Source organism: Kitasatospora sp. NPDC094015 (assembly GCF_040304075.1).
Taxonomy (GTDB): domain Bacteria; phylum Actinomycetota; class Actinomycetes; order Streptomycetales; family Streptomycetaceae; genus Kitasatospora.
Window position 1 is genome coordinate 1 of sequence record NZ_JBEOUL010000064.1, and the last position, 12,079, is coordinate 12,079.

Annotated in this window: 11 protein-coding genes; all 11 read left to right on the plus strand. The window is 68.8% G+C overall.

The window, feature by feature from the left end; genetic code table 11:
- Positions 1–300: oligopeptide/dipeptide ABC transporter ATP-binding protein (locus ABT014_RS33945; RefSeq protein ID WP_350643616.1), on the plus strand; the 300-nt coding region annotated here is incomplete at its 5' end.
- On the plus strand, positions 293–1,312 hold the full coding sequence (locus ABT014_RS33950) for an ABC transporter ATP-binding protein (protein WP_350643618.1): 1,020 nt from the start codon (positions 293–295) through the stop codon (positions 1,310–1,312). The genes ABT014_RS33945 and ABT014_RS33950, both read left to right, overlap by 8 nt.
- Before the next feature lie 165 nt (positions 1,313–1,477).
- Positions 1,478–3,103 carry a peptide ABC transporter substrate-binding protein gene (locus tag ABT014_RS33955; protein WP_350643620.1) on the plus strand — a complete coding sequence of 542 codons (1,626 nt, stop codon included), beginning with the start codon at positions 1,478–1,480 and terminating at the stop codon, positions 3,101–3,103.
- Positions 3,104–3,182: 79 nt separating this feature from the next.
- Positions 3,183–4,109 carry an ABC transporter permease gene (locus ABT014_RS33960; protein WP_350643622.1) on the plus strand — a complete coding sequence of 309 codons (927 nt, stop codon included), beginning with the start codon at positions 3,183–3,185 and terminating at the stop codon, positions 4,107–4,109.
- Complete coding sequence (locus tag ABT014_RS33965; RefSeq protein WP_350643625.1) at positions 4,102–5,100, plus strand: ABC transporter permease; 999 nt, start codon at positions 4,102–4,104, stop codon at positions 5,098–5,100. The genes ABT014_RS33960 and ABT014_RS33965 overlap by 8 nt, the downstream gene beginning before the upstream one ends.
- Before the next feature lie 15 nt (positions 5,101–5,115).
- On the plus strand, positions 5,116–6,168 hold the full coding sequence (locus ABT014_RS33970) for an ABC transporter ATP-binding protein (protein ID WP_350643627.1): 1,053 nt from the start codon (positions 5,116–5,118) through the stop codon (positions 6,166–6,168).
- Positions 6,158–7,246 carry an ABC transporter ATP-binding protein gene (locus ABT014_RS33975; RefSeq protein ID WP_350643629.1) on the plus strand — a complete coding sequence of 363 codons (1,089 nt, stop codon included), beginning with the start codon at positions 6,158–6,160 and terminating at the stop codon, positions 7,244–7,246. The genes ABT014_RS33970 and ABT014_RS33975 overlap by 11 nt, the downstream gene beginning before the upstream one ends.
- Before the next feature lie 401 nt (positions 7,247–7,647).
- Positions 7,648–9,324 (plus strand): peptide ABC transporter substrate-binding protein, encoded by a 1,677-nt coding sequence (locus tag ABT014_RS33980; protein WP_350643631.1) that lies wholly within the window; start codon positions 7,648–7,650, stop codon positions 9,322–9,324.
- 168 nt (positions 9,325–9,492) lie between these two features.
- Positions 9,493–10,422 carry an ABC transporter permease gene (locus ABT014_RS33985; protein ID WP_350643633.1) on the plus strand — a complete coding sequence of 310 codons (930 nt, stop codon included), beginning with the start codon at positions 9,493–9,495 and terminating at the stop codon, positions 10,420–10,422.
- A gap of 9 nt (positions 10,423–10,431) precedes the next feature.
- The gene (locus ABT014_RS33990) at positions 10,432–11,358 is read left to right on the plus strand and encodes an ABC transporter permease (protein ID WP_350643635.1); all 927 of its coding nucleotides are present in this window, start codon (positions 10,432–10,434) and stop codon (positions 11,356–11,358) included.
- A 47-nt stretch (positions 11,359–11,405) separates the two neighbouring features.
- A partial coding sequence (locus ABT014_RS33995) for an ABC transporter ATP-binding protein (protein WP_350643638.1) occupies positions 11,406–12,079 on the plus strand: 674 nt, incomplete at its 3' end.

A 12,079-nucleotide genomic window follows, 5' to 3' on the forward strand; every position in this document is an offset into this window, starting at 1 on the left:
GTCGAGACCGCCCCCGTCCACGAGCTGTACGCCAACCCGGCGCACCCGTACACCAAGGGGCTGCTGCGCTCGATCCCGCGCCTGGACCAGAAGGGCGAGGAGCTCTACGCGATCAAGGGCCTGCCGCCGAACCTGCTCAAGGTGCCGGCCGGCTGCGCCTTCAACCCGCGCTGCGACGCCGCCACCGACCTCTGCCGCACCGAGATCCCGGCGCTGCACCAGGTGCTCGACAAGGACGGCGCCGAGCTCGCCGGCCGCAAGAGCGCCTGCCACCTCTGGAAGGAGACCCTCCATGGCTGAGCCCATCCTGGAGGTCCGCGACCTGGTCAAGCACTACCCGCTGCACCAGGGCATCCTCTTCAAGAAGCAGGTCGGCGCGGTCAAGGCCGTGGACGGCATCTCGTTCTCCCTCCGGAAGGGCGAGACGCTGGGCATCGTCGGCGAGTCGGGCTGCGGCAAGTCGACGCTGGCCAAGGTCCTGATGAACCTGGAGCGGGCCACCGCCGGCCAGGTGCTGTTCAAGGGCGAGGACATCTCCCGCCTCTCGGGCGCCGCGCTCAAGGCCGTCCGCCGCAACATCCAGATGGTCTTCCAGGACCCGTACACCTCGCTGAACCCCCGCATGACGGTGGGCGACATCATCGGGGAGCCGTACGAGATCCACCCGGAGGTGGCGCCGAAGGGTGACCGCCGCAAGGCCGTCCAGGACCTGCTGGACGTGGTGGGCCTGAACCCGGAGTACATCAACCGGTACCCGCACCAGTTCTCCGGCGGCCAGCGCCAGCGCATCGGCATCGCCCGCGGTCTCGCGCTCAAGCCCGAGGTCATCATCTGCGACGAGCCGGTCTCCGCGCTCGACGTCTCGGTGCAGGCCCAGGTGATCAACCTGCTGGAGCAGCTCCAGAAGGACTTCGAGCTCTCCTACATGTTCATCGCGCACGACCTCTCCATCGTCCGGCACATCTCCGACCGGGTCGGCGTGATGTACCTCGGCAAGATGGTCGAGATCGGCACCGACGAGCAGATCTACGAGCACGCCACCCACCCGTACACCCAGGCGCTGCTGTCCGCGGTGCCGGTGCCGGACCCGACCGGCCGCGAGAACCGCGACCGGATCGTGCTCTCCGGTGACATCCCCTCGCCGGCCAACCCGCCGTCGGGCTGCCGCTTCCGCACCCGCTGCTGGAAGGCCGAGGAGCGCTGCGCCACCGAGGTGCCGCTGCTCGCCGTGCCGCAGGTGCTGAGCGGCCCGGCCGCGCACGACTCGGCCTGCCACTTCGCCGAGGTCCGCGAGGCGGCCACCGCGGCCTGACGGTCGATGAGCAAGGGCCCGCGACGCCGAACGGCGCCGCGGGCCCTTCGCCGTCTCCGGACGGCCCAAGGGGCTGCACCCGTCCGGCGGTACTGCGGTCGCGCCACCGCGCGGCCGGGCCTTCGATGGGGTGTGATGCGTTCCACACCCCTAGGAGGATGCTCCATGCCCTCAGCCACCCGCGTGCGCCGGGCCGTCATCGGTGCGACATCCGTGGCCCTGCTGGCCGCCGGATGTGGCAGCGGCGGCAGCGACAGCGGAAGCGGTTCTTCCGACGCGCAGAAGACCTTCAGCTACCAGAGCAGTGAACCGCAGAACCCCCTGCAGCCGGCCAACGCGAACGAGACCGGTGGCGGACGCATCCTGCAGAACCTCTTCAAGGGGCTCGCCGACTACGACCCGAGCAACGCGCAGCTGCGGATGCAGGTCGCGCAGTCGATCGACACCAGCGACTCGCAGACCTTCAACGTGACCCTGAAGACGGGCTGGACCTTCCACGACGGCACGCCGGTCAAGTCGGCCAACTTCGTGAACGCCTGGAACTGGGCCGCCACCACCGCGAACAACCAGATCAACAGCTCCTGGTTCTCCGACATCGAGGGCTACCAGGACGTGCACCCGACCGGCGGGGCGAGCACCAAGACCACGATGTCCGGCCTGACTGTGGTGGACGACACGCACTTCACCATCAAGCTGAGCGGCAAGGTCTCCTACTTCCCCTACAAGCTGGGGTACATCGCCTTCTCGCCGCTGCCGGACGCCTTCTTCAACGACCCGACCGGGTACGGGCAGAAGCCGGTGGGCAACGGGCCCTACCAGTTCGTCAGTTGGGACCACAACACGCAGGTGGTGACCAAGTCCTACCCGGGCTACATGGGCGTGGACAAGCCGAAGAACGGCGGCGTGGTGTTCAAGATGTACACCACCGCCGAGGCGGCCTATGCGGACCTGCAGTCCAACAACCTGGACGTGATGGACCAGGTGCCGCCGTCGGCGCTGGCGACCTACAAGAGCGACCTCGGCGACCGGGCGATCGACTCCCCTCAGGGCGCGATCCAGAACATCGGCTTCACGCTCTACCAGCCCCAGTGGCAGGGCGCGAACACTGCCAAGGTCCGCCAGGGCCTGTCGATGGCGATCGACCGCAACACCATCACCAAGACGGTGCTGCAGGGTTCGCGCACCCCCGCCTCGGCCTGGGTCGCCGAGGGCGTCGAGGGCTACAAGGCCGGCACCTGCGGCGACTTCTGCAACTTCGACCCGGCCAAGGCCAAGCAGCTGATCACCGAGGGCGGCGGGGTGCCGGGCAACAGCCTGAAGATCACCTACAACGCCGACGGCGGCCACAAGGAGTGGGTGGACGCGGTCTGCAACTCCATCCGGCAGAACACCGGCGTGGACTGCGTGGGCGACCCCAAGGCCGACTTCAAGACCGCCCGCGAGGCGATCACCGGCCACCAGGTCAACGGCGCCTTCCGGACCGGCTGGGTGCAGGACTACCCGCTGAACGCCAACTTCCTCGCCGACGTCTACAAGACCGGCGCGGCCGCCAACGACTTCGGCTACAGCAGCCCGCAGTTCGACCAGCTGGCCAACCAGGCCGACGCGGCGGCCAGCATCCAGGACTCCGCGACCGGCTACCAGCAGGCCGAGGCCGTCCTCGCGCAGGACATGCCGGCCATCCCGCTCTGGTACTACCGGACCAACTCGGGCTACTCCACCAACGTGCAGAACGTCACCTTCGACTCGTTCGGCAACCCCGCCTGGACCCAGGTCGAGGTCAAGGGCTGATCCCGCGCGTACTGGCCCCGTCCTCCCCGCACGGAGGGCGGGGCCCCGGTTCTAGGCCGCTCCTTCGGACGGAGGCACGATGGGCAGCTACGTCATTCGGCGCGTACTGCAGATGATCCCGGTGTTCCTCGGCGCCACACTGCTGATCTTCCTGATGGTGTACACCCTGCCGGGCGACCCGATCGCCGCCATGTACGGTGACAAGGCGGCCGACCCGGCCCAGGTGGCCAGCCTGCGGCACCAGTTCTACCTGGACCAGCCGCTGTGGAAGCAATACCTGCACTACATGAACAACATCCTGCACCTGGACTTCGGCACCAGCTTCACCGGCCGCTCGGTCTCCAGCATCATGGCCGACGCCTTCCCGGTCACCATCCGGATGGCGCTGATCGCGTTCTTCTTCGAGATCGTGGTGGGCCTGCCGCTGGGCGTGCTCTCCGGCCTCAAGCGGGGCAGCATCGCCGACACCCTGGTGCTGCTGCTCACCCTGTTGGTGATCTCCATCCCGGTGTTCGTGCTCGGCTACATCGCGCAGACCGTGTTCGCCACCAATCTCGGCTGGGTCACCCCGACCGTGCAGGACTCCACCGACATCACCCAACTCCTGCTGCCCGGCGCGGTGCTGGCCGCGCTCTCGCTGGCGTACGTGGCCCGGCTGACCCGGACCTCGATCGGCGAGAACCTGCGGGCCGACTACATCCGCACCGCCACCGCCAAGGGCCTGCCGCGGCGCACCATCATCGTCCGGCACCTGCTGCGCAACTCGCTGATCCCGGTGGTCACCTTCCTGGGCACCGACCTCGGCGCGCTGATGGGCGGCGCGATCGTCACCGAGGGCATCTTCAACGTCAAGGGCGTCGGCAACATCCTCTACCGGGCGATCGGCCAGAAGGAGGGGCCGACGGTGGTCGGCATCGTCACCGTCCTGGTCATCGTCTACCTGGTCGCCAGCCTGCTCGTCGACCTGCTCTACGCCGTCCTGGACCCGAGGATCCGCTATGCCTGACGTGCACGACGAGAACGACCCCAAGCCGCTCCCGCCGCCCGGCAGCGGCCACCTCGACTACGTCGGCAACCAGGGCCTGCTGGTCGAGCAGGACACCCTGATCGAGCCGGACCCGACCAAGCGGGAGGAAGCCCGCAGCCTGTGGGGGGACGCCTGGCGGGACCTGCGGCACCGTCCGATCTTCCTGGTCTCGGCCGCCCTGATCGTGCTCCTGGTGATCATCGCGATCTTCCCCGGCCTGTTCACCAACGCCAACCCGCGCCAGTCCAACCTGGTCCTCAACTACCTGCGCCGGCCCGACTGGACCGACTTCTTCGGGGCCGGCTGGTTCGGCTACGACGGTCAGGGCCGCTCGATCTACGCCCGGGTGCTGTACGGGGCCCGGGCCTCGATCACCGTCGGCATCTGCGTCACCCTGGCCGTGACCATCCTGGGCGGGCTGACCGGCATGGTCGCCGGGTACTTCGGCGGCTGGATCGACTCGGTGGTCTCCCGGATCATCGACATCTTCTTCGGGATCCCGCTGCTGCTCGGCGCCCTGGTGCTGCTCAACGCCTTCACCGTGCGCAACGTGTGGACGGTGGTGCTGGCGCTGGCCTTCCTCGGCTGGACCCAGCTCGCCCGGGTGATGCGCGGGGCGGTGCTGACGGTCAAGCAGTCCGACTACGTGGTGGCCGGCAAGGCACTCGGCGCCGGCACCGGGCGGCTGATGTTCCGCCACATCCTGCCGAACGCGGTCGCCCCGGTGATCGTGGTCGCCACCATCGCGCTCGGCGGCTACATCACCGCGGAGGCGACGCTGAGCTTCCTCGGCATCGGCCTGCAGGACCCGACCATCTCCTGGGGCGTGGACATCTCCTCGGCCCAGAAGGTGATCCGCACGGCCCCCTACGTGATGTTCTTCCCGGCCGCGGCCCTGAGCATCACCGTCCTGGCCTTCATCATGCTCGGCGACGCCGTGCGCGACGCCCTCGACCCGAAGCTGCGCTGAGCAAGGGGAGTCCCTGTGACTACTGCTGCTGACATCACCCCGACCGTCCGCGAGGAGCCCTACCGGGGGCCGCTGCTCGACGTCCGGGACCTGCACGTGGAGTTCAAGACCCGGGACGGCGTCGCCAAGGCCGTCAACGGGGTGAGCTACCAGGTCGCGGCCGGCGAGACGCTGGCGGTGCTGGGGGAGTCCGGTTCGGGCAAGTCGGTGACCGCGCAGGCGATCATGGGCATCCTGGACATGCCGCCGGCCCGGATCCCGCAGGGCCAGATCCTCTACCGCGGCCACGACATGCTCACCATGGGCCGGGAGGAGCGGCGCAGGATCCGCGGCCGGAAGATCGCGATGATCTTCCAGGACGCGCTCTCCTCGCTCAACCCGGTCATGACGGTGGGCTTCCAGCTCGGTGAGATGTTCCGCGCGCACCGGGGCGCCTCCCGCTCCGAGGCGAAGGCCAAGGCGATCGAGCTGATGGACCGGGTGCGCATCCCGGCCGCCAAGGACCGGGTCGGCGACTATCCGCACCAGTTCTCCGGCGGCATGCGCCAGCGCATCATGATCGCGATGGCGCTGGCCCTGGAGCCGGACCTGATCATCGCGGACGAGCCCACCACCGCCCTCGACGTCACCGTCCAGGCGCAGGTGATGGACCTGCTGGCGGAGCTGCAGGCCGAGTACCACATGGGCCTGATCCTGATCACCCACGACCTCGGCGTGGTCGCCGACGTCGCGGACAAGATCGCCGTCATGTACGCGGGCCGGATCGTCGAGACCGCCCCCGTCCACGAGCTCTACGCCAAGCCCGCCCACCCCTACACCCGCGGACTGCTGGACTCCATCCCGCGACTGGACCAGAAGGGCCAGGAGCTGTACGCGATCAAGGGCCTGCCGCCCAACCTGCTGCGGATCCCGCCGGGCTGCGCCTTCAACCCGCGCTGCCCCCGGGCCCAGGAGATCTGCCGGCAGGAGGTGCCCCGGCTCTTCGACGTGACCGCACCGGACGGCACGCCCGCGCCCGGCCGGGGCAGCGCCTGCTTCTACTGGAAGGAGACCCTCGATGACGCTTAGCGGAGCCAGTCCGATCGGTGCGACGGCGCCGGAGGAGATCGCCTTCAACCACCCGGTGGCGCGCGGCGAGCCGATCCTGGAGGTGCGCGACCTGGTCAAGTACTTCCCGCTCACCAAGGGGATCCTGTTCAAGAAGCAGGTCGGCGCGGTCAAGGCGGTGGACGGCGTCTCCTTCGACCTCGTCCAGGGCGAGACGCTGGGGATCGTCGGGGAGTCGGGCTGCGGGAAGTCGACGCTGGCCAAGGTCCTGATGAACCTGGAGCCGGCCACCTCGGGGTCGGTCCGGTACAAGGGCGAGGAGATCTCGCGGCTGTCCGGTGCGGGGCTCAAGGCCGTCCGGCGCAACATCCAGATGGTGTTCCAGGACCCGTACACCTCGCTGAACCCCCGGATGACGGTGGGCGACATCATCGGGGAGCCGTACGAGATCCACCCGGAGGTGGCGCCGAAGGGTGACCGCCGCAAGGCGGTGCAGGACCTGCTGGACGTGGTGGGGCTGAACCCGGAGTACATCAACCGGTACCCGCACCAGTTCTCCGGCGGTCAGCGCCAGCGCATCGGGATCGCCCGGGGGCTGGCGCTCAAGCCGGAGATCATCATCTGCGACGAGCCGGTCTCCGCGCTCGACGTGTCGGTGCAGGCCCAGGTGATCAACCTGCTGGAGCAGCTGCAGGACGAGTTCAACCTCTCGTACATGTTCATCGCGCACGATCTCTCCATCGTGCGGCACATCTCCGACCGGGTCGGCGTGATGTACCTCGGCAAGATCGTGGAGGTCGGCTCCGACGCCGAGATCTACGAGCACGCCACCCACCCGTACACCCAGGCGCTGCTGTCCGCGGTGCCGGTGCCGGACCCGCGGGCGCGCGAGGCGCGGGACCGGATCGTGCTGGTCGGCGACGTGCCCTCGCCGGCCAACCCGCCCTCGGGCTGCCGCTTCCGCACCCGCTGCTGGCGGGCGCAGGAGCGGTGCGCCACCGAGGAGCCCCCGCTGGTCCGCCGGGACACGCTGGCGGGGCCGGCCGCGCACGACTCGGCCTGCCACTTCGCGGGGGAGCGACAGCCCGGTGAGGGCTGACCTCCGCCGCGCCCACCAGGAGAAGGCCTGGGCCCGTCCCCGCTCGCGGGGGCGGGCCTCCGTGCTTCCCGGGGCCGGATGAAGATCGAGTCAACTGATCGTCAACTCCCGATTCGCTGACCGGACTTGATCGTCCGTTGGGCGGAACCCAATCTGTGAAATTCCGTGAACGATATGCGCTGCATTGCCGTGGAATAGCGCATCTTGGCAGGGCCATGTAACAGAAAAGAGATGTGCGAGCGATTCCGCCCGGGGTGGGAGGTGATCGATAGTGGCTCCACGCGGATCAGCGGACGCTGTCAACTCGGCCGCGCCGCCGTTGTATTGACCTTCGGCCTGCCTGGAACACCGGGCGGCGAAGGAGCTCCTTCGTTCCCCGCCCTGACTCGAGAGGCAGTTGAATGAGGCTCACCAAGACAATGCGATGGACGGTGGTGGCGGCCTCCACCGTCCTGGCCGTGGCTGCCTGCAGCAACAACGGGACCAGTGGCGACTCCGGCAGCAAGCCGTCCCAGAGCAACAACGCGCCGGCCAAGGACGGCGGCACGTTCCGGCTGGGCATTGTCGAGCCGACCGCGATCGACCCGTACAACACCCAGGAGTCCGAGGGCACCCTGGTCACCCAGGCCCTGTTCACCGGGCTGACCAGCGTGGACGCCGACGGCAAGCTCTCCAACGCGCTGGCCGAGAGCCGCACCCCGAACGACGACTGCAGCGCCTGGACCTTCAAGGTCAAGAGCGGCACCACCTTCAGCAACGGCGAGGCGGTGGACGCCGCCGCGTTCATCCGCGGCTGGACCCGCGCCGCCGCCAAGGACGCCGCCTCCGACGTGGCGTACCACATGGCCGAGATCGACGGCTTCGACAAGCTGCAGGACGGCTCCGCCACCACCTTCTCCGGCCTCTCCGCGCCCGACGCCAACACCCTCGAGGTCAAGCTCGCCGTCAAGGACTGCGAGTTCGACCTGCGGACCTTCCACACCGTGTTCAGCCCGGTGCCCAAGGACGCCGGCCCGGCGACCAACAAGACGTTCAACGACCAGCCGATCGGCAACGGCCCGTTCAAGCTGGACGGCCCCTGGCAGCACAACAGCAAGATCACCCTGGTCCGCAACGACAGCTACGGGCTGACCAAGGCGCACCTGGACCGGGTGGAGATCTCCATCCTCAACTCGGCCAACGCCGACCAGCTGGAGTACCAGGGCTTCCAGGCCGGCCAGTTCGACTGGGCCCGGCTGCCCACCGAGCAGCTCGGCGCGGCCAAGGCGGTCTACGAGCCCAAGGGCGAGTTCCTGAACTGGGACGCCAACGGCATGAACTACATCCTGCCGATCACCTTCAACGGCCCGCTGAAGACCAAGGAGGCCCGCGAGGCGGTCTCCTACGCCATCGACCGCGACGCGATCGTGGCCGGCGTGTTCAAGGGCTTCCGCAACAAGGCCACCACGCTGGTGCCGCCGGCCTTCAAGGACGCCTACCAGCCCGGCGTCTGCGCCAGCTGCGGCAAGCAGGACAAGGACAAGGCCAAGGAGCTCGCCGCCAAGGCCGGCCTGACCCCGGGCACCAAGCTGTACTTCGGCTACAACACCGGCGGCGGCCACGACGCCTGGGTGCAGGCCGTCGCGCAGCAGCTCAAGGAGGTCCTCGGCCTCGACGTCCAGATCGACGGCATCCCGTTCAAGGAGCTGCTGAAGAAGGAGCAGGCCCCGGACGCCACCGGCCTGTACCGCGCGGCCTGGGGCGCGGACTACCCGACCCCCGGCAACTTCCTGAACCCGCTGCTGTCCACCTCGGCCATCAACGAGGACGCCACCACCCACAACGCGCAGGGCGACAACCGCGGCCGCTACAGCAACCCGGCCTTCGACGACCTGCTGAAGAAGGCCACCGCCTCCAAGGACCCGGCCGAGCGCAACAAGCTCTACCAGCAGGCCGAGAAGCTCGCGATCGGTGAGGACCTGGCCCTGATCCCGCTCTGGAACCGCACCCAGCAGCGCGTCGCCAACACCGACAAGTGGGTCAACCTCAGCTACGACTTCAACGAGAACCCGACCCTGTCGAAGGTCTCGCAGAAGTAACCGGCCCTTCGCACCAGGCGCAGCCCGTTCCTCGATCCGTACGGAATCCCACCGCCGTCGGCCCTGCCTCGACCAGGCAGGGCCGGCGGTCCACCGTGCCCGCCCGACCCGGCGGAGCGCAGGGGTGGGCGACGCCGATCTGCCGCAACCACACAGAGAGGCAATTCCATGGGCAGATACCTCCTGCGAAGGCTTGGCCAGATGGTGATCGTGCTGCTCGGCGCGACACTGATCCTGTTCGCCTGCCTGTTCGTCATCCCCGGTGACCCGGTCGGTTCGCTCGGCGGGAGCGAGCGCGCCCGCGACCCCGCCGTGGTCAAGCAGCTCCGCCAGCAGTACGGGCTCGACGACCCGCTGGTGGTCCAGTACGCCACGTACGTCGGCAAGTTGGCCCGCGGCGACATGGGCGAGGACTACACCCAGCGCCGCCAGGTCTCCGAGATCCTGCTGCCGAAGCTGGTCAACACCTCCAAGCTGGCCGTCGCCGCGATGGCCATCGACGTGCTGCTGGGCGCCGCCGTCGGCACGCTGGCCGCGCTCAAGCGGTACTCGTTCCTGGACACCGTGGTCACGCTGGTCACCACCCTGCTGGTCGGCTTCCCGACCTTCGTGATCGGCATGCTGATGCTCAACCTCTTCGCCGTGCAGCTGAAATGGGTGCCGGTGATCGGTGATCCCAGCGACCCGGTCCAGCTGATCCTGCCGGCCGTCACGCTGGCCATCATCGACGCGGCGCTGGTCGCCCGGCTGATGCGCGGGACGATGTTGGAGGTGCTGCGGGCCGACTACGTGAAGACCGCCATCGCCAAGGGCGTCCCCAAGCGGCAGGTGCTGCTCAAGCACGTGATGCGCAACTCGGTGATCCCGGTGGTCACCTACATCGGCATCTCGTTCGGCGGCCTGATGGGCGGCGCGATCATCACCGAGACCATCTTCAACTGGGACGGCGTCGGCATGGCGATGTCCACCGCGATCCAGCAGCAGAACAACCCGATCGTGGTGGCGGTGGCCACCTGGACGGTGGCCATCTTCGTGGTGCTCAACCTGCTGGTGGACCTGCTGTACGCGATGCTCGACCCCCGCATCCGGCTGAGCTGAGGGCGCGACATGACTGACGAAACGACAACCGCCGGCCTGCGCAAGGACGTACCCGCGCAGCGCGGCGCCGACGCCGCCGCCGAGCCGCCCGTCAAGGTGGTCCGGGAGTGGCAGGAGATCTGGCACCGCTTCGCCGCCAACCGGCTCGCCCTGGTCGGCCTGGTGCTGGTCGCCGGCCTGCTGTTCACCGCCGCGTTCGCGCCGTGGATAGCCCCGTACGACCCGCTCAAGCAGAACCTCATGAACACCCTCCAACAGCCGACCGGGGCCCACCTGTTCGGCACCGACATCCTCGGCCGCGACCAGCTGTCCCGGGTCATCTACGGGGCCCGGATCGCGGTCTTCGTCGGGTTGGTGTCGATCATCCTCACGCTGCTGATCGGGATCGTGCTGGGCGCCGTCGCCGGCTACTTCGGCCGGTTCTACGACACCCTGGTGATGCGCACCGCGGACGTGTTCTTCGCCTTCCCGCTGCTGATCGGCTCGATCATCATCATCACCGTCACCGGGCGCGGCGTCTGGCCGGTGGTGCTGTCACTGGCGATCTTCGGCTGGGCCACCGTGGCGCGGCTGCTGCGCAGTTCGGTGCTGTCCGCGCGGGAGATGGACTACGTGCACGCGGCCCGCGCGCTCGGCGCCGGGCACCTGCGGGTGATCACGCGGCACATCCTGCCCAACTCGATCGCCCCCGTGATCATCTTCGGCACCTTCAACGTCGGGCTGGCGGTGGTCGCCGAGGCCGCGCTGTCCTACCTCGGTGTCGGGGTCAGCCCCGAGGTCCCGGAGTGGGGCAACATGCTCGCCTCCGGCCGGGGCTTCATCGGTGTGTACGACTACATGTGGACCCTGCCCTCGCTCGCGGTGGTGCTCACCTCGCTGGGCTTCATCTTCGTCGGCGACGGGGTCCGCGACGCGCTCGACCCGAAGTTGCGGTGAGCGGCATGAGGAGCACGGACGCGACGCGGAGCGGGAGCGGCGACACGATGGACAAGGCACCCAAGGACGACCCGGCCGTGGAGCTGCGGCAGGACGGCACCGAGCCGGCCCTGCTCCAGGTCGACGACCTGCAGGTCGAGTTCAAGACCCGGGACGGCGTGGCCCGGGCGGTCAACGGCGTCAGCTACAGCGTCGGCGCGGGGGAGACCCTCGCGGTGCTGGGCGAGTCCGGTTCGGGCAAGTCGGTGACCGCGCAGGCGATCATGGGCATCCTGGACACCCCGCCCGGACGGATCACCGGCGGACGGGTGCTCTACCGGGGTGAGGACCTGCTCACCATGCCGGAGGAGCGGCGCCGCTCGATCCGCGGCCGGAAGATCGCGATGATCTTCCAGGACGCGCTCTCGGCCCTCAACCCGGTCTTCTCGGTGGGCTGGCAGCTCGGCGAGGTCTTCCGGGTGCACGAGGGGATGTCCAAGAAGGACTCCCTGGTCAAGGCCGTGGAGCTGATGGACCGGGTGCGCATCCCGGCCGCCCAGCAGCGGGTGACCGACTATCCGCACCAGTTCTCCGGCGGTATGCGTCAGCGCATCATGATCGCGATGGCGCTGGCCCTGGAGCCGGACCTGATCATCGCGGACGAGCCCACCACCGCGCTGGACGTCACCGTCCAGGCGCAGGTGATGGACCTGCTGGCGGAGCTGCAGGCCGAGTACCACAT

Bases quoted from the DNA above. Each gene is read 5' to 3' on its own strand.
- ABT014_RS33965 (WP_350643625.1), top strand. From the start codon at position 4,102: ATGCCTGACGTGCACGACGAGAACGACCCCAAGCCGCTCCCGCCGCCC.
- ABT014_RS33985 (WP_350643633.1), top strand. From the start codon at position 9,493: ATGGGCAGATACCTCCTGCGAAGGCTTGGCCAGATGGTGATCGTGCTG.
- ABT014_RS33990 (WP_350643635.1), top strand. From the start codon at position 10,432: ATGACTGACGAAACGACAACCGCCGGCCTGCGCAAGGACGTACCCGCG.
- ABT014_RS33980 (WP_350643631.1), top strand. From the start codon at position 7,648: ATGAGGCTCACCAAGACAATGCGATGGACGGTGGTGGCGGCCTCCACC.
- ABT014_RS33975 (WP_350643629.1), top strand. From the start codon at position 6,158: ATGACGCTTAGCGGAGCCAGTCCGATCGGTGCGACGGCGCCGGAGGAG.
- ABT014_RS33950 (WP_350643618.1), top strand. From the start codon at position 293: ATGGCTGAGCCCATCCTGGAGGTCCGCGACCTGGTCAAGCACTACCCG.
- ABT014_RS33960 (WP_350643622.1), top strand. From the start codon at position 3,183: ATGGGCAGCTACGTCATTCGGCGCGTACTGCAGATGATCCCGGTGTTC.
- ABT014_RS33955 (WP_350643620.1), top strand. From the start codon at position 1,478: ATGCCCTCAGCCACCCGCGTGCGCCGGGCCGTCATCGGTGCGACATCC.